General features: G+C 41.5%; 23 protein-coding genes. 15 read left to right on the plus strand and 8 right to left on the minus strand.

Features of this window, described 5'->3' with window-relative positions:
• Positions 1-136: 136 nt before the first annotated feature.
• From ACFIJP_RS02180 to ACFIJP_RS02195, 4 genes are all read right to left on the minus strand, one after another.
• Positions 137-505, minus strand: coding sequence for a hypothetical protein (locus tag ACFIJP_RS02180; RefSeq protein WP_375625329.1), 369 nt, complete (start codon positions 503-505; stop codon positions 137-139).
• Positions 506-594: 89 nt separating this feature from the next.
• Positions 595-1,023: a hypothetical protein gene (locus tag ACFIJP_RS02185; RefSeq protein ID WP_375625330.1), complete on the minus strand. Its 429-nt coding sequence runs from the start codon at positions 1,021-1,023 to the stop codon at positions 595-597.
• A 781-nt stretch (positions 1,024-1,804) separates the two neighbouring features.
• Positions 1,805-2,320, minus strand: coding sequence for a short-chain dehydrogenase (locus ACFIJP_RS02190; RefSeq protein ID WP_375625331.1), 516 nt, complete (start codon positions 2,318-2,320; stop codon positions 1,805-1,807).
• Between the two features lie 18 nt (positions 2,321-2,338).
• On the minus strand, positions 2,339-2,902 hold the full coding sequence (locus ACFIJP_RS02195) for an NADPH-dependent FMN reductase (protein ID WP_375625332.1): 564 nt from the start codon (positions 2,900-2,902) through the stop codon (positions 2,339-2,341).
• A 1,030-nt stretch (positions 2,903-3,932) separates the two neighbouring features.
• On the opposite strand from ACFIJP_RS02195, the gene ACFIJP_RS02200 reads away from it, so the two are divergent.
• The 6 genes from ACFIJP_RS02200 (at position 3,933) to ACFIJP_RS02225 (ending at position 9,414) form a co-directional block, all read left to right on the plus strand.
• A complete protein-coding gene (locus tag ACFIJP_RS02200; protein WP_375625333.1) occupies positions 3,933-4,466 on the plus strand; it encodes a hypothetical protein in 534 nt (177 codons plus the stop codon).
• A 296-nt stretch (positions 4,467-4,762) separates the two neighbouring features.
• On the plus strand, positions 4,763-5,392 hold the full coding sequence (locus ACFIJP_RS02205) for a hypothetical protein (protein WP_375625334.1): 630 nt from the start codon (positions 4,763-4,765) through the stop codon (positions 5,390-5,392).
• A gap of 586 nt (positions 5,393-5,978) precedes the next feature.
• Positions 5,979-6,398, plus strand: coding sequence for a hypothetical protein (locus ACFIJP_RS02210; protein ID WP_375625335.1), 420 nt, complete (start codon positions 5,979-5,981; stop codon positions 6,396-6,398).
• Between the two features lie 671 nt (positions 6,399-7,069).
• The gene (locus ACFIJP_RS02215; RefSeq protein WP_375625336.1) at positions 7,070-7,441 is read left to right on the plus strand and encodes a hypothetical protein; all 372 of its coding nucleotides are present in this window, start codon (positions 7,070-7,072) and stop codon (positions 7,439-7,441) included.
• Positions 7,442-7,509: 68 nt separating this feature from the next.
• Positions 7,510-8,622 (plus strand): DUF6990 domain-containing protein, encoded by a 1,113-nt coding sequence (locus ACFIJP_RS02220; protein ID WP_375625337.1) that lies wholly within the window; start codon positions 7,510-7,512, stop codon positions 8,620-8,622.
• Positions 8,623-9,105: 483 nt separating this feature from the next.
• A complete protein-coding gene (locus tag ACFIJP_RS02225) occupies positions 9,106-9,414 on the plus strand; it encodes a hypothetical protein (protein WP_375625338.1) in 309 nt (102 codons plus the stop codon).
• Positions 9,415-9,679: 265 nt separating this feature from the next.
• Here the strand turns inward: ACFIJP_RS02225 and ACFIJP_RS02230 are convergent, their stop codons facing one another.
• The gene (locus tag ACFIJP_RS02230) at positions 9,680-10,003 is read right to left on the minus strand and encodes a hypothetical protein (protein ID WP_375625339.1); all 324 of its coding nucleotides are present in this window, start codon (positions 10,001-10,003) and stop codon (positions 9,680-9,682) included.
• Positions 10,004-13,126: 3,123 nt separating this feature from the next.
• The gene (locus tag ACFIJP_RS02235; protein ID WP_375625340.1) at positions 13,127-13,696 is read right to left on the minus strand and encodes a hypothetical protein; all 570 of its coding nucleotides are present in this window, start codon (positions 13,694-13,696) and stop codon (positions 13,127-13,129) included.
• 87 nt (positions 13,697-13,783) lie between these two features.
• Between ACFIJP_RS02235 and ACFIJP_RS02240 the strand changes: the two genes are divergently transcribed.
• From ACFIJP_RS02240 to ACFIJP_RS02265, 6 genes are all read left to right on the plus strand, one after another.
• Entirely contained in the window at positions 13,784-14,353 is a 570-nt protein-coding gene (locus tag ACFIJP_RS02240) for a hypothetical protein (RefSeq protein ID WP_375625341.1), read from the plus strand.
• A 221-nt stretch (positions 14,354-14,574) separates the two neighbouring features.
• The gene (locus ACFIJP_RS02245; RefSeq protein ID WP_375625342.1) at positions 14,575-14,727 is read left to right on the plus strand and encodes a hypothetical protein; all 153 of its coding nucleotides are present in this window, start codon (positions 14,575-14,577) and stop codon (positions 14,725-14,727) included.
• Between the two features lie 56 nt (positions 14,728-14,783).
• Entirely contained in the window at positions 14,784-15,107 is a 324-nt protein-coding gene (locus tag ACFIJP_RS02250; RefSeq protein ID WP_375625343.1) for a hypothetical protein, read from the plus strand.
• Between the two features lie 57 nt (positions 15,108-15,164).
• On the plus strand, positions 15,165-15,416 hold the full coding sequence (locus ACFIJP_RS02255; RefSeq protein WP_375625344.1) for a hypothetical protein: 252 nt from the start codon (positions 15,165-15,167) through the stop codon (positions 15,414-15,416).
• Positions 15,417-15,440: 24 nt separating this feature from the next.
• On the plus strand, positions 15,441-16,124 hold the full coding sequence (locus ACFIJP_RS02260; RefSeq protein ID WP_375625345.1) for a hypothetical protein: 684 nt from the start codon (positions 15,441-15,443) through the stop codon (positions 16,122-16,124).
• 61 nt (positions 16,125-16,185) lie between these two features.
• Positions 16,186-16,746 (plus strand): hypothetical protein, encoded by a 561-nt coding sequence (locus ACFIJP_RS02265; protein WP_375625346.1) that lies wholly within the window; start codon positions 16,186-16,188, stop codon positions 16,744-16,746.
• Here the strand turns inward: ACFIJP_RS02265 and ACFIJP_RS02270 are convergent.
• Together ACFIJP_RS02270 and ACFIJP_RS02275 are read right to left on the minus strand one after the other, a co-directional pair.
• Positions 16,737-19,088: a toprim domain-containing protein gene (locus ACFIJP_RS02270; RefSeq protein ID WP_375625347.1), complete on the minus strand. Its 2,352-nt coding sequence runs from the start codon at positions 19,086-19,088 to the stop codon at positions 16,737-16,739. The two genes, ACFIJP_RS02265 and ACFIJP_RS02270, sit on opposite strands and share 10 nt — an antisense overlap.
• Positions 19,089-19,965: 877 nt before the next feature.
• Complete coding sequence (locus ACFIJP_RS02275; RefSeq protein ID WP_375625348.1) at positions 19,966-21,033, minus strand: DUF1376 domain-containing protein; 1,068 nt, start codon at positions 21,031-21,033, stop codon at positions 19,966-19,968.
• Positions 21,034-21,449: 416 nt separating this feature from the next.
• On the opposite strand from ACFIJP_RS02275, the gene ACFIJP_RS02280 reads away from it, so the two are divergent.
• The 3 genes from ACFIJP_RS02280 to ACFIJP_RS02290 all read left to right on the plus strand — a co-directional run bounded on the left by ACFIJP_RS02280 (position 21,450) and on the right by ACFIJP_RS02290 (position 22,660).
• Complete coding sequence (locus ACFIJP_RS02280) at positions 21,450-21,767, plus strand: XRE family transcriptional regulator (protein ID WP_375625349.1); 318 nt, start codon at positions 21,450-21,452, stop codon at positions 21,765-21,767.
• Positions 21,768-22,079: 312 nt separating this feature from the next.
• Positions 22,080-22,469 carry a hypothetical protein gene (locus tag ACFIJP_RS02285; RefSeq protein WP_375625350.1) on the plus strand — a complete coding sequence of 130 codons (390 nt, stop codon included), beginning with the start codon at positions 22,080-22,082 and terminating at the stop codon, positions 22,467-22,469.
• Positions 22,470-22,471: 2 nt separating this feature from the next.
• Positions 22,472-22,660, plus strand: a complete 189-nt coding sequence (locus ACFIJP_RS02290; protein ID WP_375625351.1) for a hypothetical protein — start codon at positions 22,472-22,474, stop codon at positions 22,658-22,660.
• The last annotated feature ends 75 nt before the right edge of the window (positions 22,661-22,735 follow it).

Here is a 22,735-nt window from a genome sequence, read left to right on the forward strand (position 1 = left end):
CGGCTTGGGAGGAGGGCATGGATTATTTTTTTCATTTTATGCTGATCTCTGTTTGAAAAGGCTGATGTCAATGAATAGGCTTATAATAGGCTTGTAGTATGCTGGGGCTGTTTATCGGCAGTTTGCTTGTTTTCTGTTAATTTGCAAAATCGTAAAAACGTGGAACTGTAAAGGCAAGGATTTGTGGTTGGTGAAAAGCCGTGAGGGTTTTGGGGCGGTTGGGGTAAAGAGGGTGCCAATGGAGGGGCTGGATTGTAAAATGCGTCATTGGAATGGGGAAATGGAGGGCGTTGGGTGAAAAGGGCTGGTGGCAAGTAATAGGCTGGTGATAGGTTTCAATGGGGCTGTTTATCGGCAGTTTGCTTGTTTTCTGTGAATTTGCAAAATCGTAAAAACGTGGAACTGTAAAGGCAAGGATTTGTGGTTGGTGAAGAGCTGTGAGGGTTTTGGGGCGGTTGGGGTAAAGAGGGTGCCAATGGAGGGGCTGGATTGTAAAATGCGTCATTGGAATGGGGAAATGGAGGGCGTTTGGTGAAAAGGGCTGATGTCAAGTAATAGGCTGGTGATAGGTCAGTGATAGATTTGTGATAGGTTTCAATGGGGCTGTTTATCGGCAGTTTGCTTTTTTTCTGTGAATTTACAAAATCGTAAAAACGTGGAACTGTAAAGGCAAGGATTTGTGGTTGGTGAAAAGCCGTGAGGGTTTTGGGGCGGTTGGGGTAAAGAGGGTGCCAATGGAGGGGCTGGATTGTAAAATGCGTCATTGGAATGGGGAAATGGAGGGCGTTTGGTGAAAAGGGCTGATGTCAAGTAATAGGCTGGTGATAGGTCAGTGATAGATTTGTGATAGGTTTCAATGGGGCTGTTTATCGGCAGTTTGCTTTTTTTCTGTGAATTTACAAAATCGTAAAAACGTGGAACTGTAAAGGCAAGGATTTGTGGTTGGTGAAAAGCCGTGAGGGTTTTGGGGCGGTTGGGGTAAAGAGGGTGCCAATGGAGGGGCTGGATTGTAAAATGCGTCATTGGAATGGGGAAATGGAGGGCGTTTGGTGAAAAGGGCTGGTGGCAAGTAATAGGCTGGTGATAGGTCAGTGATAGATTTGTGATAGGCTGGTGATAGGTTTCAATGGGGCTGTTTATCGGCAGTTTGCTTGTTTTCTGTGAATTTGCAAAATCGTAAAAACGTGGAACTGTAAAGGCGCAGATGTGTGGTTGGTGAAGAGCCGTGAGGGTTTTGGGGTGCTTGGGATAAAGAGGGTGCGAAGTATGTTGAAGTGTTTTTTTTAGGAGCGCATTGAAATTTCTTTAAAAAAGCTTGTCGAGTATAAGTCATGACGGGACGACTATGAGAGGGAAGTCAATTCGAACCTGCTAAAATTTGGACTGCTGAAAGAGAAGATTTTCGTGGGAACCTTACGTTGCGTAGAAACCATTGTTCCGTAGAAACTGTCGTTCTTTGAGGTGTGGGGAGAAAGGTCAGCTTTAAAATAGACAAAAAATTCTAAACACAATTTGCTGTTTTAAGTTTTATACTATGACGCCTTATAAGATTATGCTGTCTAAGTCGCGTGAGAAGAGAATAAGTCCGTGTGAATTTTATAAACCGTCAGAGGGGGATAAGCCCAGGGGTAAAAAACGTTTGGTTTTGGGGCTTTTGATATAAGGATACTGTTTGAGAGGCGTAAGGGAGGGGGATTGTTCGTTCGCAAAGCCTATGATGTAAAGAGTATGGGCTATTCAAGAGGGTGTTCGGGTATGGATAGAGATTGAAGGGCATGGCTTCTTTGAAAAGCATAGGTATTGATCATAAGTTTTGTTTATTCATATGGTTTTTTATGGCATCCAGTACCTGTTGGCTTATCTCCTGATGAGTCAGCCATCGTGAACCTTTTGGGGTTGTTTTTTGTCCTAATTGAATGGGGATAAAATCAACCTTGTTTTTGCGCGCGCATTCGAGGACCATTTGATCATGCGTGTTGGAACCAAAAATATGAAGAATACATGGCGGTTTAGGCAAAAGAGCTAACTGCTCAATTAATGCGCAAGAAAATGCATGGGCGGACGAATGAATCCATAATATGCAATATTTTAGATCATGCCATTGCTTCACAGCTTCTAAAAATTGCGCCTTTGATGCCGCACAATCATAATTCAATGGCACACACATATGCTGTTTTTGCAATGCCTCAAGCTGGACTTTATGGGAAAGAAAGCGTGCAGCAATAATCACTTCTTGCGGCTCAAGTGACTGACACAAAGGCGCAAGCATCCCTGTGCCCCCTACCACTAGATAACGATAGTGCGCATCCTTTTTTTTCAAGTCCCCTCCCTTATTGCTTTAAATCACACCATGGTGCTTTAAAAATGTACACATTTCATCAGCAAGCCTTTCACAACGTGTTTGTATCTCTTCACTGATAACTTTCCAAGTACGACCGTCATCATCTGAGGAAAAATCTTCGGGGGAAGAGGCGATTTGACATTGGAGTGCATAACCATAAAGCGTGCGCACCAACGACAATAAATGTTCACACGGTTGTGCGCATTTTTTGGCGGTACTTCCATGAGAGATAAGCCCAACAGGTTTATTTAAAAAGGCATTATAGCTCAAATTATCAAGAGCATTTTTTAAAACACCCGAATAAGACCCTTGATAAACGGGGCTTGCTAGAATAACGCCATCAGCCGCTGCAATGGTTTTTACAAACTCACGAACCGCAGCACTTGGATTAGCCTCTACCTGCTGATGATAATCTGGATCTGTTATCGGCAACGGTTGTTCACGCAAATCAACCCAATGAAGTGATGCACCCCGCTTCATGAGGCAATCTGCTAAATAACTGGCTAAAGTTCGTGTTAATGAAGGTTGACGCACAGACCCCAAAATAATTGCTATATTCAATAGGATTTTCCTTTATCTTTTCCAGACAAGCCTATAACGCAAGGCTTATAAAGAATTGTGAGTAAAATGAAGCGATCATTATGCTGTCCATAGAGAGCAATTGTGATGATACCGCATAGTTATAGAATCAATCCATGCTAACAAGATTGTTGACAAAACAACACCTCAAACTTGAAGAGAATGTTAGTGCTTTCATTAATATTAAAACGCGTGATCTCAAAAATAGTGGCTGTCTCACTGTGTTAGAAGCGTTTTTATGAATATATTCTGAGCTATTGGCTTGCAAGATCCCTAATGAAAAATGGAAGATATCGTCATATTTTGATTTATAATGATCATTGATCCTTTTTAATTGGAATAAGAGAGTTGTAAGATTTTCTCATTTCAAATGCTCTTATTGCGCGATCATTTGCGCATCAATGGAAGTGACTTTTTTCATGTCTTAAATGGGGGGGCGGAAAACAGGGGGGGCGGAAAACAATTGATAAAAGAATAAAAATGCTTCTATCTTTTCAAGAGATAAGGGCTGTTGTCGAAGCTAGATATGGCTGTTGTAGGGGCAGAGCGGGTATGGCTGTTGTAAGGGGCAGGTTTTGTTGTAGGAGAGCGCGCGCCTAGGGTAAATGGGTAATCTCGTAGAGGAACGAGTATGGCTTGTCGCAAGGGGAGGGTATGGGTATCGTAGATGCGGTGGGCGGCGCATGTGAATGGTGCTGGGTTATACTTTTTATTGAAACAATAGGGGTGATAGAGTTTATAGTAAGGGGGATATATTCATGAGGGCGCTATTGTTATCCCCTTCATGGGTGCTGTTCATGAAATGGGGTGTACGCGCGTTGGTTTAGAAGTGTTGAGAGGTGTTTCTTTAAAACAAGCACGTGTATTGGCAAAAGTATTGGCAATATAAATATACAATACGAGTGTTCTCTGGGGTATTCTGTCTGACGATAATGGACGGAATTTTACTTGAGAGATTGTTTGTGTCCTTATAAAAGTCAAGGACAAACAGTTGTATAAAAAGGAAGAGCAAATGAAGGGGAAAAATTCCACATTTTATAACAAACTGTGCTCTGTTCTTTTTGGAAAATCATCTCGTTCTTATAAAGATCATATTATCATTTGTCTTATTTCTATCCTTATTGGGATAGGTCATAAAGCTCTTTTGATCCCATTAGAATCCAAGTGGTCGTTGAGTGTATCGCAGGATAGCACTCTTTTGGCGCTCTTTGTGCTGCGTGAAGTTATCATGGTGTGTGTTGTTGCCTTGATGCCTGTTTTATTGGTGCTTTATCTCATCTTAACGTATTTGTTGAAAAAAAAGATTCAGCAGTTAGAAGAGGTTATCCAGCAACGGGGTCACACAACCGATCAACAAAATAATCCGGTAAAAAAGGATAGAGAAAAAATAAGCAGTTTTTTTATTGTATACTTTTGGTTGATATTTCTGCTAGAGGTCTTTTTTCCTGCGGGTGTTGTCATGCTCATTTTAGAATTTTACTATTTTGTTTTCAAGCAGGTGAGAACGTATCGTAAAGTGAGACGGGCATTAAAACGCGTAAGATAAAGAGAGTGACAAGGCACTGTTGTAGCTATCGTGAGGGGGAAGAGGCAATGTTTAGAAGCTCTCGTGACATAGAGAAGAGGGGATGGTTGGAAAATCATCAGGCAAAGAAGAGAGTCTATTTTCTTTTGTAATGAGGAGGAGGCTGCTCTTAATCATTTGGAAGAGCAACCGCGCTTTTAGAAAGTTTGGGTTTTTTGTTGACAATAAGGGAAGCGCTATGCATCGCACTTTTAGTGGTTCTTAAAAGAGCGGGCATGAGATAAAAAAATGCGTTTTACATAAAAAAAGGAAGAGCAATGAAGGGGAAAAATTCAGCATTTTATAATGGACTGCGCCATTTTTTCGAAAAAAGTGTTTTTTCTGTGCGAGAGCGTGTTGTCATTTGTTTTCTCTCCCTCATTATTGAGCTATGGAACAGGATTTTCTTTCTTGAGCTGTGGAACAGGATTCTCTCTCTCTCATCCTTGGATAGCAAAGAGTACAACATTTTCTCTCTTGAGTTATGGAACAGGATTTTCTTTCTCCTATCCTTGGGTAGCAATGGAGAACGGACAGGGTGGTGGGATACACCTCTTTTTCTCTCTTTGTATGCGTTTTGGAAAGTTATTATAGTGTGTGTTTTGGTCTTGTTCCCAGTTATGTTGATACTCGGCATCATATTGTGGTTTTTGTTGGTAAAAAATATTCGGAAATTGAAAGGAATAGATCAGCAACGGGGTAAAATAACCGATCAAAAGGATCGGTATAAAGAAAGTGTGAACTGGAAAATGGACGATATTCTTGTCATGATATTTGTTTTCGTGCTTATGTGCGTGACACTGTGGGTTGCTTGTATTCCCATGATGATTTTAGAACTTTATTATGGTGTCTTTAAGCAGGTGAGAAAGTATCGTAGAATGAGACGGCTACTAAAACGCGTAAGATAAAGAGAGTGACAAGGCGCTTTTGTAGCTATCGTGAGGGGGAAGAGGCAATGTTTAGAAGCTCTCGTGACATAGAGAAGAGGGGATGGTTGGAAAATCATCAGGCAAAGGGGATAGTCTATTTTCTTTTGTAATGAGGAGGCTGCTCTTCATCATTTGGAAGAGCAATAGCGCTTTTAGAAAGTTGGGGGGGGTTATTGAAAATAAGGGAAGCGCTATGCATCGCACTTTTCGTGGTTCTTAAAAGAGCGGGCATGAGATAAAAAATGCGTTTTTCATAAAAAAAGGAAGAGCAATGAAGGGGAAAAATTCAGCATTTTATTCAGCATTTTATAATGAACTACGCTATTTTTCTGGGAAAGATTATTTTTCTGTGCGAGAGTGTGTTGTCATTTGGTTCCTCTCGCTCATTATTGAGTTGTGCAACAGGATTTTATTTTTCCCATCCTTGGGTAGCCAAGAGAACTTGACAGGGTGGCAGGATACACCCCTTTTTCTCTCTCTGTGTGCGTTTTGGCAAGTTATTACAGTGTGTGTTTGGGTCTTGTTTCCAGTTCTGTACATACTCTTCATAACATTGTGGCTTTTGTTGAGAAAAAATACTCAAAAATTGAAAGAAATAAACCAGCAACGGGGTAAAATAACCGATCAAAAGGATTGGTATAAAAAAGGCGATAGAGAAAAATGGAGTGATATTCTTGTTACAATATTCGGTCTCGTGCTTCTGTTCGTGACACTGTGGGTTGCTTGTATTCCTATGATGATTTTACAACTTTATTATGGTGTCTTTAAGCAGGTGAGAACGTATTGCTGCTTAAGAAAAGAACTGAAAAACGTCTTGCAAGAACAGGATACAGCGTTTGAGAGTCATGAGAGGGAAAAAAATAATGAAGAAATTATGAGAGATTCAGCCTTTATAGGGATTGCTCTCTATACCATTTTGCCTCTGATATGTTTTGGTGCTCTTTCATGGGTTGTCCGTAAACATTGCTCTAAGGAGCAGTGTTGAGGGTGGCATTGAGTGAAAGAAAAGCCGATTATGGATTAGTATTGATAAAAGCGTTATTACATGAGAGCCCATGGGGTTTAGAGCCTAGAGTGAGCGCTTGGGACTTACTTTATCGTTTGAAATGTGAGGAAGGGTAAAAAATGTCATTTTTAAGTAGTGTTAAGCTCTTTTGTCTTTGAGATGTTTTTTTGTCTTTTTAAGTAGTCTTTGCCAATTAAGAAGCACTTGCTAAGCCTCAACAGCGTTTTAGTATGGTGATATTGATACAAAAATTTATGGTATTTTGTGTTTTTCAGTCTGCTTCATAGAGATTTGGAAGTAAATCCGATGATGTAGGGGATGTAGGGTCATTTTCTTGAAAATAGGAGAATTTTTGGGAAAAAAGCTGAATTGTGGCTATCGGTTACAGATTGGCGTGGTTTGAAAATCTTCACTGTTTGAGGTGTGAGGAAGGTAAGAGGGTAGCAAGGTGCCACGAATATTATTATTTTTATTATGACGCAAACCATAATGGCCTGTGTACTTTTCTTTATTCCGGTGGTATTTGGGTTTTGCATCATCATAATGCGTAAATTGGAAAAAAGATCTAGAAACGAGAAGAGGCAATCTCTGTGTGATAGCAAATAAGCTCTCTGTCGCACGGGTCTTTTCAAAGAGTGAGAGGGGAATACATGAAGGAGCAAAATTGGGCATCAGAGCAAGAAACGCATAAAGGAGCGCATTCTTTTTCGCTCCAGCAAGTGTTGCTCTCAGCAAAGGATTATAAAATTATCTTTGCTATTGCTGTTCTCATTATCATGTGGAAAATGGTTATAGAAATACCAGGTGTATTGAATTGGCAGCTGACAGGGTGGCAATATGTTGTGCATGCCGTTCTCTTTAAAACAACGGACATCATAACGGTTTGTGTTATTATTTTTATTCCGGTTATGTTATGGCTTCGCACCAAAGTGACGGGTGAGTTGTACAAAAATATTCAGAAACTAGAAGAAGCAATCTCGGTGCGAGAGCACATAAGCTCTCTGTCGCACGGGCTTTTTTAAAGACTGAGAGGGGAAAAAAGAACAGTGATCCTATAGCGGTACTTCTATTAGATCCCGGATTCTGGGTGATGATTGTTATTTGCATGATCATTATCATGCTTGTTTTAGCTCTTTATACCTCTGTCTTTAAACGGATGAAAATGAATTTCCAAGTGAAAGGCGAGCTGGAAAGAGTGCTTAAAGAAAATGATCTTGCAACGCAGCAGTTTTGGAAAGATGAAGCCGTGGTGCAGAAGAGGCGTTTGCAACTAAAGGAAAAAGAGTTCTCTGCCGATTATGATGATGATGAAATTCTCACGATAGAAAGTGCAACAGGGCTTTTAAAAAGCTTGGGATGGTCGGTGGAAATCGAGGGAAAGGGAGATTATTTGGCAACCCTCTTTTTACCAGATCGTGAAGTGCAGTTTCTCTATAACGAGCAACGAGTGGAAGAATTTTCGCCCTTTGATCGCGGACTTTTAATTATGAGCGGTATTTTTGCGGCGGCTTGTCAGACGATTAATCCTCATAATTCTGGGGTTGTGCCAACGGTATTTATGAATTTTGTACCCAATGGATTGGAAATTTTTGAAGAAAAAGTGAGCGCCCAGCGTTTAAAGAAAGCACTCGATAAAACTTTAAAATGGACAATGGAAGATGATTCTTTGCATGAAATGTTTCGCTCTCAATATGGTATTCCCCCTTGGGAAAAAGACTCTTTATCTTGGGCAACGGATGATGACATAGAGCTTGCACCTTATGCTTTGCTGCATCTTGCTGCTCTTGCCTTACTGGGTGATGTTGAGACTTTAGCTTCTTATGATGAAAGTTTTACGGCAGGGGAGAAGCTTGGCTTTGATGAAACCATTGAAAAAGTTCATTTGGAACGCGCTTTAATGATCGCTCAAGAAGTGAAAAGGGAAGCAAAGTTCAGTTACGATCTGCTGGAACGGGTTGCTGAGAAGTGGTCTATAGCCATGGACTATCAGCTTTTTAGAGTGAGATCTCCTAATACGTGTAATCAAAAACGCGCTTTTCATAAAAAATTAGTCGAGGAGAAAAAACAAGAATTAAGGGAACAAGGATTTGAAGGGGTGAGTGATGAACAGCTCGTGATTGAAGCAGAGGGGGTAAAACATGCTCCTGATATTACTTATATCAAAGATGGTGAAATCGCATTTATGGATATAAAAATTGATTAGTTTATTCTCCTGTTGAAGAAAAGTACCCTTATTTGAAAGAAGAAAAGCGCCATGATTGAGACGCTTTCACACCTTTCTTACCAGAGCAAAATAAAGTGCTCGAAAAATCAAGAATAATAGCCAAGATTTTAAAAAAAATAGACTGGAAATGGCTTGATCCTCAAAAATAGGGGAGAAAAATCGATTATAAATTCTGCTCTCTTCTTTAAGACGGTCCTGTTGTTTTGTTAGAAAATGCTCATAAATTATCGCTTATTCAAGTGCTATGAGGGGGAAGTCCATTGACTAAAGCGCCTATGGAGGGAAGCTCTGTCGACTAAAGCGCTGTGGGGTGAGCTTAAAAGGAGAGTCCTCATTATTTGAGATGTGAGGAAGGGTAGAAAATGTCATTTTTGAGTAGTGTTAAGCTTTTTTACCTTTGAGGTGTTTTGGTGCTCTTTTATGGGTTGTCCGTAAATATTGCTCTAAGGAGCAGTGTTGAAGATGGCATTGAGTGGAAGAAAAGCCGATTATGGATTAGTATTGATTAAAGGGAATAAGAGCCCATGGGATTTAGAGCCTAGAGTGAGCGCTTGGGACTTACTTTATCGTTTGAAATTGCGAGGAAGTTCAAAGAATGGTTTTGCTTGTAGGGGGGCGCGGTATATGGGTTGTTTTCGTATTTTTAGGAGCCTTGTTCATTCAAGCTTTGAAATGAATCCTATTGAAGTGGGGTTGCAGGGTCATTTTCTTGAAAATAGGAGAATTTTTTGGAAGAACAAGAAGAACAAAAGGATTGTGGACCCTCATTGACTAAAGCGCTATGGGGAAGTCCGTTGACTAAAGCGCCTATGGGGGGGAGCTTAAGGAGAGAGCCCTCATTATTTGAGATGTGGGACAAGTAAAAAATGTCATTTTTGAAGGCGGTGATATTGAACAAATAAAAACACAATAAAAATTAAATTAAAACATCGGAAAAATTAAACTAAAAAAGGCCCCATTTTAAAAGGGCCTTTTTATTTAAATTTTACAATATACACAAAATGTATATAACCTTATTTTAAGAAATTTTTGTATCTTATACTCTAGCGGAAACCAATTGTATAAAATATATAATAATTGATCCTAAAAAACCAGCTATTGCATTCAATAAACTTTTTCCTTTTTCGTATATATCGTTTATTGATGCTTGTTCTGAGGCGCTTCTATTACTGACTCTCAGTATATTCAATGTATCCGATGTGTCCCTTACTTGTTTAACAAACTGTAAATTTGTTTTCTCAATAGTATAAGGTGCAACAATAGGAGAGGGTTCTTTATTGACTATACGATCAGATTTTTGAATCGCGAGAGCTAAACCACTTGTAATTGCCCCCGCTATGAAAAAATATCTGATATTCATAGTTTTTTCTCCTATATTTATTTCGATAAATAAATATCGATATGTATCATACATAAATTCGATTTAAATAACTATAGTAAAAATACAACAGTCATAAAAAAGAATAAAGTTTGTCTATATTTTGACAAAATTTACCCTTAATTGCCTTAATGAATTCTTTCAGATTCGATTTTATGAAGGCGTAAAAAAGTTTGAAAGCTCTGTAGGCAAGTGGAATCCCATAAGGTGGGTGATACAATAGTTGCTAGCAAACTTCTTTTTTGTGCCTTTGACTAAGGATTCATAAAATGAGGGTTCATAAGAATGAAATACGATGAAAGTTGAGTAAAACCCGTTGAGGGGAAGGATGCACTCTTTATGAGGGCGGAGTGCATCCTCTACAGTTTGGATACTGTTTTATCGAGGGTTGGGCAGTATCTTTTGAGGGGAAGGATGCACTCTTTATGAGGGCGGAGTGCATCCTCTACAGTTTGGATACTTGCCTTATGAGGGTTGGGCAGTATCTTTTGAGGGGAAGGGTGCACTCTATTTGAGGGCTGGAGTGCATCCTCTACAGTTTGGATACTGTTTCATGAGGGTGAGCAGTATCCGTTGAGGGGAAGGATGCACTCTTTTTGAGGGCGGAGTGCATCCTCTACAGTTTGGATACTGCTTTTATGAGGGTTGGGCAGTATCCGTTGAGGGGAAGGATGCACTCTTTATGAGGGCTAGAGTGCATCCTCTACAGTTTGGATACTGCTTTCATGAGGGTTGGGCAGTATCCGTTGAGGGGAAGGATGCACTCTTTATGAGGGCGGAGTGCATCCTCTACAGTTTGGATACTGCTTTATGAGGGTGAGCAGTATCCGTTGAGGGGAAGGATGCACTCTTTTTAAGGCGCGGAGTGCATCCTCTACAGTTTGGATACTTGCCTTATGAGGGTTGGGCAGTATCCGTTTGAGGGGAAGGATGCACTCTTTATGAGGGCTGGAGTGCATCCTTTCCATGGATTGAATGCACTCTTTGGAGGCTAGAGTGCATCCATAGGGAAAGGCATATTCTATAAGAAACAGAGATAACCAAAAGATTTTTTTTTATATTTTATATTGGTAGGTTGCTGTATTTGCTAGGGTAGGGCTATTCATTTTTTATTCTCAATATTTAAGATGATTATGTGATCAGGGTTGTTCGTCAATACAATCGTAAAAGACGTTGAGTATTTTTATAAAAATTAAGATATTTTTGTGCCTTTTTCTTGTTTTTTTTATGTTTACACAAGATTTACACTGCTTTTCAACAGTTTGTTTTTTTTGCTTCGCTAATGGCGGTGGCTAAACACTTCAATTATTTTCACTGCCTCAACACCGCATTAAAATAACAATGCTTTATAATATGACAAAATGAGCTGTATAACGTTTGATTCTTGAGGGATGCTAGAAAGAGGGGGATGTTAGGAGCGATGTTGTATATCTTTTTAGTTTATCTCTTAAAGCAGGAAGATGAACATATTTGAGAAGAATATGAAGTGCTATAGATGAAACTCCGTCTTTCCGGATCTATTTTTTATTTGGCCGGATCTATTTTTTATTTGGTTTGACAGTTAAAGAGCAATAGCTGAATGGAATCACGCTTGTCTCATGTTTTTATCCTCACGCTTTAGTTTTTTCTCGTGGGGATGCAAGTTTTTTAATGGGGTTTTACGTGAGTCGCGTAAAACAGAATGTTCCAAACAGAATATACTTGTGTTGCACATTTACGTCCTTGATTTAAAAACATCATGTTGTCTTATCTCACAATAATGTTGGTGAATGGGATAATGGAGAAATCTCTTGTGAAGTGGATCAGCCCTTTTTAAAATCGCATAAGGCGAAAGCCAGCACTATCATACTATTTTAGCATCTCATGGGATGACAGCCTTTGGCTCTTGAGCGTGTTCATAAGAGGCATCTTGCTTTTTTATCTTCGAAGTGTGTTATTTCATATGTCTCTCATGTTGGTAACGTGCAAAAGATATGCTGTTGATTGATGCAATATGAAATAAATTTGAAATGAGACAATCCCTATGATACTCGGGTCGCTTAATTTTAATATGAATAACGCGCGATTATAATTATAAATCAAAATGGTGCCATGATACATCAACCGGTTGGTGGGCTACAGGATAAAGAAAGTCGTCAAACATAAGTCATTCTGTTATGTCGTAAAACACTGTCATTTGCGGTTTGGTGATATGAGAGCCAGCCGGCGCTTTGGATATATTGAAGTGTTTTTTAAAGGGCGTGGTGAATCTTTAGGGCAGAGCTTGCTCGTGTTGCATCTTGAGTTCAGCTGAAAATCCCTGAATAGAAAACAAAGAGTGAATGGAAAACCAAGAGTGAAGTCTATCCAAGCTGTTTGTAGATCAGATTGGGTTAAGAACCTTTGTTCTTTGAGGATCGAACGCAAGCCAACTTGATAAAAGAATGATCTAGTTTGCGGGGAGATTTTATGGAGGAATATAACAAAGCTCATAAGAGAGTGATTTAAGACAATACAGTTATAAAAAAGTACAGTCATAAAAAAAAGTCCTCCGTTGTAATCAGAGGACTAAAAGCAGGAGAATTTTAACATTGGCTTGTAGGACATGTTAAAAAAATGAATTTAAAAGACCGTATCCAATCCACAAATTCATACTTACAAAACTATTACACTAAAATTAGCAGAGAATTCAAAATATATCAATATAAAAAATACTTTTTACAAAAAAGAAAATTTTGTCATTTTGCATTAAAAATTAATGAATACTTTTTCAATTGAATATTTATTTTGAGACTCGACATTAATTAAACAATTAAATTGTATTTAAATAAACTGTATTTAAAGCTGTTATGATGCATGCAAGCATCTTAAACAAAACTTATTCTTCAATAAGCACGAATAAACTTAAAAGAACCTCATGATTACAGGACTGGTGTGGGAGCAGGGTTTTTGTTTTTAAGGGTGTGGAGTGTATCTTGAGTGGGTGTGGAGTGAAGTATTGTCCTTTTGGGTGTGAGGGGTGAAGTGGTGGAAGAGGTTGGGGAGAGCTGCTGGATGATTAAGCGGTGTGGGGGGCTTTAGAAGGCGCAGCAACATGGGAGGCAGATTTGAATGGCGAGGAGGGGATTATTCAGAATGTTTATGGTTTGCATATCCCCAATGAAATGCGAGCAAGTCTAAACAATCTCGTAAATGATCGGCAAGGGAATTTTGTTTGCGTTTTGAAGAATTTAATTCTTTGATTGCTTGTCCATAGCCGATAACGCGTTCAAGCAGTGAATAGCCAAGAATACCCAGTTGAACTTTGATTGTTCTTAAATGATTGGATGCTTCTATTTGACGTTCAATGGGGTGTGTGTACCCTTGGCTACAGGAAACCTTTTCACGGGTGTAGTCAAGGCTCATGTGGAGATCGGCTTGACTTTGACGCCAGTAAAAATAAAAACGTTCTGCCGCTTTATATTGGGCTTTGCTGAGATGTCCTTTCGCATATAAAAGTGCAATGGGATGGCTTTGTGTATTGGCAATGGCATTGATGGTGCGCGGATTGCTGGAACTTTCTGGATGATTGGGTTTAAAATAAGGATTACGCGTTTCAACAGCAATTTCTTGCGTCTTTAAATGACCAATGTGCTTTCCTTGATTTTGATGATCAAGCGGGCAGGTTTGTGTATTTTTTTTCTCGTGATGGGTCATAGCATCTCCTTAAAAATTTTAACTTTGCTTCTCGTTTTTTAAAAAATGTTGCTTGCTCTAGGCAAAAGAGGGGGATGAGAGGAAGACATGTGTTGGAGTGTGCGTGTTGGGTATGCGCTCTTGGGGGTGATTTGGACTGTTGCGCTTGTGTGGGGGAGCCCCATGGATTTGGCTCTTGAAAGGAGGGGTGTTTTGTTGCATGGTGGATTTTCCTTGAATGGCTTGATGGGGAGTGGCATGATGTTGCGCGGTGTTTTATCTTTGAAAAGATTGGTATTTTTCTGCATTGCGGTTTTTGTCTTTGTGTCTGTTTATATGGAAATGAAGGCGTTGGGGATGACGTGGGGCGTATTTTTACGGGCTGTGGTATTTTATGGCACTCCCGGCATTTTCCTTATGTTTGGTTATGAAGTAATGCAGCGGCGTGGTGTAAAAAAGGGTTTGTTCTTCAAGATGGTGTTGTTGAGCTTCATTTTTGCTGCTGTCATTGATTTTATTTATGCGCAAGCCGAGCACTTTGGTTTGACTTGGGTGTGGTTCTCAAACAGGTGGGTGTTTAACATTCTTTTTGGCGTTGTCTTTGGCGTTATTCTTGGGCTTATTTATCGTGGAGCAAGGCGTCTTGGGTTTAGGCTTTCATTCTTTGAAAAGGATTGATCTTTTGCTGCATTTTTGGCATGGTCTCTGATTTTTACTTAATAAAGGAGCGGGGCGTATGGTGGTTGCGCGGGACATGTTTTTGAAGGGGCTGGCGTTTTTCTGCGTTATTGGCTTGGTCCTTGGTTTTGCTTATGAGGGTGCGGGGTAAGGGGATATCGCGTGGGGTGTCTTTTTTGAGGTTTCTGGTGTTTTGCTGCGTTGTTGGAGCTGTTGTTGGATTGGCGTATAACGGAGCCAAGCATATGGGGGTTCGCTGGTTTGTGATCTTTAACAATGGGGTGTTTGCGGGCACTATTGGACTTGTTCCTTTTTTTGCTTTGGAGGGGATACGGTGTATGCGTGTACTGTTGGGGTGGTGCTTAAAAAAATGAGCATTTTTCTTTCCCACGGGCGTGGTCTTTGATGTTCTTTCTGTGAGGGGTATTTGATGTCGAACGATGTGATGTTTTGGCAGTGGTTGGGGTTTTTCTGCTTTGTTGCTCTTGTCTTTGTTTCTATTTATGCGGCAATGAGGTCTTTTGGGGTTACAAGGAAGGCTTTTTTAAAAAATTTGGCGTTGAGCTTCATTATTATCGCTGTCTCTAAGTTTGTTTATGGGCAAGCCGAGCACTTTGGTTTGACTTGGGTGTGGTTCTCAAACAGGTGGGTGTTTAACATTCTTTTTGGCGTTGTCTTTGGTCTTATCCTTGGGCTTATTTTTCTAGGAGCAAGGCGTCTTGGTTTTAGGCTTTCATTCTTTTCAAAGGATTGATCTTTTGCTGCATTTTGGCATGGTCTCTGATTTTTGCTTAATAAAGGAGCGGGGCGTATGGTAGTTGCGCGGGACATGTTTTTGAGGTTTCTGGTGTTTTGCGGCGTTGTTGGAGCTGTTGTTGGATTGGCGCATGTGGGCGCTAAGCATATGGGGGTTCGCTGGTTTGTGATCTTTAACAATGGGGTGTTTGTGGGCACTATTGGACTTGTTCCTTTTTTTGCTTTGGAGGGGATACGGTGTATGCGTGTACTGTTGGGGTGCTTAAAAAGAATGAGCATTTTTCTTTTCCACGGGCGTGGTCTTTGATGTTCTTTCTGTGAGGGGTATTTGATGTCGAACGATGTGATGTTTTGGCAGTGGTTGGGGTTTTTCTGCTTTTTTGCTCTTGTCTTGATTTTTATTTATGTGGGAGCAAAGCGTCGCTCTGTTACAGGGTGGATGTTTTGGAGATGGGTGGTGCTTTATGGCGTTGTTGCTACCTACCTTGGTTTTGTTTATGTGGGCGTGGGCAGGCGCGCTGTTGACGGAGAGCTGCTCTTGAAGGGGGCGGTGTTTTCTTGCATTTTTGCAACTGTCCTTGGTTTGGTGCATCTGGGCGTCAAGAGTATGCCTGTTGCTTGGCAAGTGTTCGTAAAGGCGGTTATGTTTTGTTGCCTTATGGGCTTTATCCTGTGGTTTGCTGCTGTGGGCGTCAGAGATATGGATAGCATAAGAGCGGTATTCTTAAAGGTTTTGCTCTTGTCTGTATTGTTGAAAGTGCTCTTGGGGTTCTTTATACGCGAGCAAAGTGATACGGTGCTACAGAGGTTGTTGCGTGCTTTGAATTTTGTGCTGTTTTGCTGCATTTTGGCACTAATTCTTTGTTTTATCCGTCTGGGAGCAGAGAATCTAGGGTTGAGCTGGCTTTGGTTCTCGAAGGATTGGGTGTTTTTATTCATTTTTGGATTTACCCTTCCTTTTGTTTGTGAGGGAGCAAGGCGTGCGCGTGTTCTAGGGGCTTGGTTCTTGAGGTAGCTGGTGTTTTTTTCTCCATGGGTGTGGTCTTTAATTTTACTGTGGGTTATTTTGGATATTGATGTCGAACGATTTGTTTTTTTTGCTGTTGTTGGTGTTTTCCTACCTTTTTATTGTTGTCGTTATTGGTACTTATAAGCTTTCCAATCGCTTCGATATTCCTTGGTGGCGGGCGGCGTTTTATTGTATTTGTGGTGTTTCCCTCTTTTTGAAGGAAGTGCTGTTTTACTGCATTTTAGGAGTCGTCCTTTTTTTGGCTCTTGAGGGAATGGAGAGTATGGATATACCGTGGGGACTATTGTCCTTGATAGGGATCGTGTTTGCTGTAGTGTTGGAGTGGTTCTTGATTTTGCATATGAGGGGGCGGCAAGATGGGGTGGTGACGCGTTGTTTGTGGCTATTGAAAGGGGTGGTGTTTTGCGCTGTTGTTGGAGCGACCTTTTTTTGTTTGCGTTTGGGAGCAGAGAATATGGGGTTGGGCTGGCTTTGGTTCTCGAAGGATTGGGTGTTTTTTATCATTTGTGGATTTATCCTTCCTGTTGTTTGTGAGGGAGCAAGGCGTGCGCGTTTGAAGGCGGAGGCGTTTTTTAAGAGAGTGGGGTTTATGGGGTATTACAGATAACGTCGAGGGAATGATTGTTCAAAAGAACAGCGATAGCGGTAGGTTTGGGGATCAAACCAGAGCCCTATTTTTCCTTCAAAATCACCAGAACGTTGTTTGGCAATATTCATAATGACGCCGGGGCGTTTGGCTAAATCTGCTTTTTCTTGTGCTAGAGAGGCGGCAAAGATTTTATCTTCCAACGACCGATTGCGCCAAATGGTGATAATGTTAAAGGCATTGGCGCCAATTTCTGAGGCGCCTTTAATGTCTTCTGTGCTGGGGATATCTTTATCCAGACCGCCTTTGCGGGCATGGGCGACAAGGTGAATATGCACACTGTTTAAAACAGCCCAATCAACCATTTTATAAACGGCTTGTTCTTGTCTTGCATAATCATCAGAGGCAATGCCAAGCCGCATCAAACTGTCGATGATAAATTGATCGCAGCCATAGCGCGCACGGCAATAGTCAAAGACTTCAAGCAAGGTATCTACGCTTGATTTGCCAACATGTTCATAAAGAATAAGCCCTTCGTCTAAAAAATGAAGAATCCGTTCAATCGTTTCTTTTGTAGGCTGTTCTAAGCCGCCCGTTTGTTTGGTTAAACGGCGGAGCGATTGTTCTCCTTTCATTTCTAGAGACGCTAAACAAAGGCGACTCTTTTGTGCAATCCAATGGGGAATACAGTCTGATAACAATTGGCTTTTACCTGCACCACTCGCACCACTCCAGAGCGTTAATTCTGCTGGGCGGAAATGCAATTTGTCCTGCAGTTTAGGATAGGGAACCGTATAACCAAGGTGTTTTTCAGGCTCTGGCCAAAAAAGCCCAATCACTTGATCTTTATAGTCTGAGGCGCGCCGTAAACCTTCTGGTGCAAAGCTTTGTGCTGAGGAAAAGGCGGCTTTTATGGTGGCGCTATCAATCCCTGCGGTTAAACAATCATTGGCATCTTTGCGGGGTAAACGGACACGGTAGCAACGGTGACGTCCAAGCCTGCTGGCAATTTCACGGGCTGCTTCTTCTCCGGGCGGATCCATATCGGTGGCTAAAAAAATTGTTTCAAAAGATTCTAAATGATCAAATTCATTTTCAATCCAGTTGTGTTTGCCTCCACTTCCTCCTCCAAAGGGAACAGAAACCGCCGGATATCCATAGGCGGCTAAGGAAAGCGCATCAATTTCTCCTTCAGTGATAACAATGGTACGGTTTGTTGAAGAAAGCGTGGGGAATGGCGCCTGTTGGGACGCGTGGGTGGGTGCCTGCTGGGGTGTGTGCGTGGAGGCGGGGTTGGTTGAGGGTGCCTGCTGGGGTGTGTTTTGGGGCGCCTGCTGAGGTGTGTGTTGGGGTGCGTGCTGAGATGCCTGCTGAGGTGTGTGCGTGGAGGCGGGGTTGGTTGAGGGTACCTGCTGGGGCGCCTGCTTAGGTGCTTGCGTGGAGGCGGGGTTGGTTGTGGCGGTGTGTTGGGATGCCTGCTGAGGTGTGTGCTGGGATGTGTGTTGAGATGCCTGCTGGGGCGCCTGCTGAGGTGTGTGCTGAGGTGTGTTCTGGGATGTGTGTTGGGATGCCTGCTGAGGTGCGTGCTGAGATGCCTGCTGAGGTGTGTGCGTGGAGGCGGGGTTGGTTGAGGGTACCTGCTGGGGTGTGTGCGTGGAGGCGGGGTTGGTTGAGGGTACCTGCTGGGGTGTGTGTTGGGATGTGTTTTGGGGCGCTTGCTGGGGTGTGTTTTGGGATGCCTGCTGAGATGCTTGCTGAAGTGCGTGCGTGGAGGGGGGGGCTGTGGGGCAAAGGGCTTGCCAACCAAACAAAATCGGTTCACATTGGGAAGCTGTTGGTTTGCTTTTTGCTCCTGCTTGCGCGAGCCGTTCTTTGACTAAAGCAAGGGTGCCGTCGGGTTTATAAAAGGGGAAAATGATTTTGTCACCATTTTCTCCTATGCGGTAGCGCTTTATAACCTCTAGAGGAATGTGGCGTTCTTTGTGGAGATAGTTTTTTACCAGATTTTGCGGGGTCTGCCCTTTAGGAACCGGTGGACGGCGATAGGAACGATGAGGGACCATAAAGGGTTTGGGGCGTGTCAAATTGAGAGTTGCGCGTGCTTCTTCTAATGCTTGAGAGAGGCTAATGCCTTTGACTTCACACCAAAGATCTAAAAGATCTCCTCCAGTGCCTTCTGCAAAGTCATACCAAAGTCCTGCTTTACTCCCACTCAAGCAAATTGATAAACTTTGACCCGCTTCACCACGTGTGTTGCCTACAATCCAATTGTTGCCTCGTTTGTGCCCTTGGGGAAGAAGCATTTCTACTATTCTATCGGCTTGTGAGATAAGTTTTTGTTTGATTTCAAAAATTGTGCTCATGGTCATTCGTGATATGATTGTTGTTTTTCTTAAGATGTAGGAGATAAGGACTCTCTTTTGCTGTTCTCACCGTTCGATCTGATCGTGAAATCTGTGGTGCTATGGGGCTTGCCAGTCTACTTTGAGCGCTTCTTTGTCGCTCTTTTCTTGCCAATAGTCGCCAAACTTCTTGGCTTTGCTAATGGGGTTGGCTTTTACTCAAACCTTCTGAAATGGCTCTGTTGATGTCTGTTTGCCAAGAGCATGGGAAGTGGTGTCTTGGGGAAAGGAGGAAGGGGGGTGTAAGAAGAGCGGGGTGGATCTGCCTGAGGTTTTGTGCATGCTGGGGGTCCTGTTGGGTTATGTGTTGTGGCGCTTGTTGGGGTGTTTTGTTGCCAAAGAGTTTGCTTTTCGTTGAAGGTTTTTTGAAATGGCTCTGTTGATGTCTGTTTGCCAATGTTCAGAAAGCCGGTGCTCTTTGGAAAGGGCGGTAATTGGAAGAAGGGTGTTGCTCGAGAAAGAGGAGGTGGATACAGAGAGGCTGGCGAGCCTTGTTTGAAGGGTATGATCTTTGCTGAAAGTTTCTGAAACTGCCGCGTTGATAACTATTTGCCAAGTGCATGGAAGACGGTGCTCTTGGGCAATTGTGAGGCAGTGGGTTTTTTGTTGGAAGAAGGCGGGATGGATACACAGAGGCTGGAGAGCTTTTGTGTTCCTTTGCGTGCAAGAGATGGGCTTGTGTAGGGCGAACACTTTTGTGGTGAGAGTAGTAGGGGTGATGTTGGCTCGTTTTGCTGTATGAAGAGCTTATTTCATTGTTGTTTTTGTTATTATTTTTATGGTTTTGAAACATTTTTTGTCTCCGCGCGTGCTTGAAAAATAGGTTGTTCGTGTGATGTCAAAAATTGTCGCTATAGTTGATCAAACTGCGGTAAAGCATGTCGTTGTTCTCAGAGATGAAAGATGAGGAGCTCCCCTGTTTTTGCTGTTCTAGCCGTTCGATTTCACGGCGAAACCAGTTGCGCCATGTGGCTTGCCAGTCTACTTTGAGAGCTTCTTTGCCACCCTTGGCTTGCCAATAGTCGCGAAACTTCTTTTCTTGCCAATGAGCTTGGCTTTCACTTAAACCTTCTGAAACTGCTGCCTTGATGTCTGCTTGCCAATGCTCAGGAAGGCGATGCCCTTTGGCAACTGAGGCAGTGGGTTTTTTGTTGGAAGAAGGCGGAATGGATACAGAGAGGCTGGGTGGGAGTGTGGTGGCGGATTTTGTTTTTTCCTCCGTGACAATTTGTGCAATAGGGGCAGGGGCAAAATCGGTTTGGGGAGCGTTTAAAGAGGGGGCGTTTTTTTGCTCCGCTTCTTCTTGTGGAGGGGAAGGGAGAGCAGAATCAAGAGCCGATGAGGGTGATGGGTGATCGCTTTGTTCAAAGTTCTCTTCGCAGGAAAAACAAGGTTCTGTCTCATCAAACAAAATTTTCTTTTCTAAAACACCGTAAGGTGTTTCCTTTTCTTCTGTCTTTTGAGCTTCTGAGCTTTGTGCAGCATCTTTTGTACTCTCGTTAAGCAGTTGTTGAATCTCAGCATTGATTTTCTTGCGTTTTTTTGCCGAAGAACGACCCGCAAAGGATTTTTGTTCAAGCAATTTTTCACGCTCTTGAAAAACATTTTCGCAACGCTTGTTCCATAATCCATTGGCTAAATTTAAAATCTTACCCTCTTGGATGAGCATTTCTAAAACATTAACAAAAGTTCGCTTGTCACAACCACAAAGACGCGCTAAACGTTCTTTCGATATTTCTAGAGGACGGCCGCGTGCATACATTTCATTGAGAAGAATCGTATAGATTCCAATTTCGTGTGCGCGCATCCCACGTACGCCTCCTAGAAAGTCATTTTGATACCAACAAACATATGGAAGCCTAGACGATTCATAATGAGGAGTTTCTTGTTGATTAGCGTGTTTCATACTGCAATCTACTTTCTTCTTTTTTATACATTTTTATTGATGATAAAAGCGCAAATAAGGATTTAACTTGTGTTGTGTTGGGCTCTGTTCGATGATGACGAGAGGCTTCTTTACGACGCTTATAAGTGATTGGGTGTGCTTGAAGCGCATGCAAACTTACGATTTAAGATTGCGGTGATGGAAAAAATAAAGAGTACCACACATTCTCAATGTATCTGCTTTTGGGCAGCAACTTTGGGAGGTGGTTTTGTATATCCTATAGGGTGGTTAAAGTGTTTTTATGATCCAAAAATAAAAAATTTTCCCCCTAAAAAGTAAAATTTGTTTCCTTAATTTTATCCTTTTTAGAGGATAATGCAAGCTCGTTTTATAAAAAGGACGTGTTTTTTTAAAAAGACGCGCTATATGGTGAAATTATGAATATCGATGGTTGGCGTCAAAGATTAAGGATCGCTTTTGAAAAAAGTGGGCGGTCAAAGAGATCTATCTCCCTCTCTGCCGGTAAAGGTGCGGGGTACCTTCATTCTATTCTTTCTGAAGGAAAAGAACCAACAATCGAATCTCTTTCGCGAATTTGTCACGAAATTAATATCAGTATGAATTATATTCTTTACGGTAAAGGGGCTAGCCCTGAAGATAAAGAATTTATAGAGCTTATTTCAAAACTCTCTCCGCAAGAGAGGCAGGCGATTTTGACTCTTTTGCGGCGACCCGTTGACGAAGCTCCAAAATAACTTCCTTCTGTGCTTTTGAATCAAGACGACTCCAGTATTTTATTAATATCATATCACTCATTTTATCTCTCCTGTGTGTTTATAATTGCAATCGAGTAAGAACAAATAGAGAACAACAAAGGGACATGAGAGGAACAAAGAATAATAGATTTTTATTTACATATGTCATTTGAACCCCGCAGAGATTTAAAATATATCTTTTATGAAGGATAAAATGGTTGACATCTCTCCTATAGAGGATATAAGACTAACGCTATATTTAGTCTTGTCAAGACAAGGCTATGCTTTATCAACTATCTAAAGGGGGAAATAATGAAAAATATTCCATTCGTTAAAGAGGATGAAATCATTATCGTTTTATGCGAAGAGGAAAATCCTGATACTTATGAAGGACCAATTGACGAAATCGAAGAAGTGCTCGAATTGATTGAAGAATGTGAAACTGTTTATAGAGTTTTACGACTCGATCTGACAACTTCTCATGCTGAAGATGTTACAGAACAAATCGCTGATTTTTATGTCGAAAATCATGAAATGAATGAAGGAAATACGCCATTGCAGCCCTTCGTTTTGAATAGTGAAGCTTATCATGCTTGTTTAAATGAAAGAGCCGCTTGCGATTATGAAGATAATCTTTATGGCTCTTATGAAAAACAACATCGTTTACGCCCATGTGATGTCTTGACAGATTATTGGTGGTAAACATGCCAAGTTATCTAAAGACTTCTTATCAAGGGATTCCACTTTATTATGCTGGAAATATGCGAAATTTAATCAGACTCGAACCACAAAAACACAACGCTATTCTTTTCATATCGCAAGAGGTGGCTCAGTCTGTGGCAAAAAAATTGGGGGAAGAATATTACCGCTATGATTTTTCCGTCGTGCAATAGCTAGATTAAAAAAGGGAGCCGCAATGAACGGGCCAAATGCTTCTTTATTGCGGTGACCATGATGCGCATTATGTT

Origin of the sequence: Bartonella sp. MU37NMGALS (genome assembly GCF_042194015.1) — a bacterium.
In the GTDB taxonomy this organism is placed as follows: Bacteria; Pseudomonadota; Alphaproteobacteria; order Rhizobiales; family Rhizobiaceae; genus Bartonella; species Bartonella grahamii.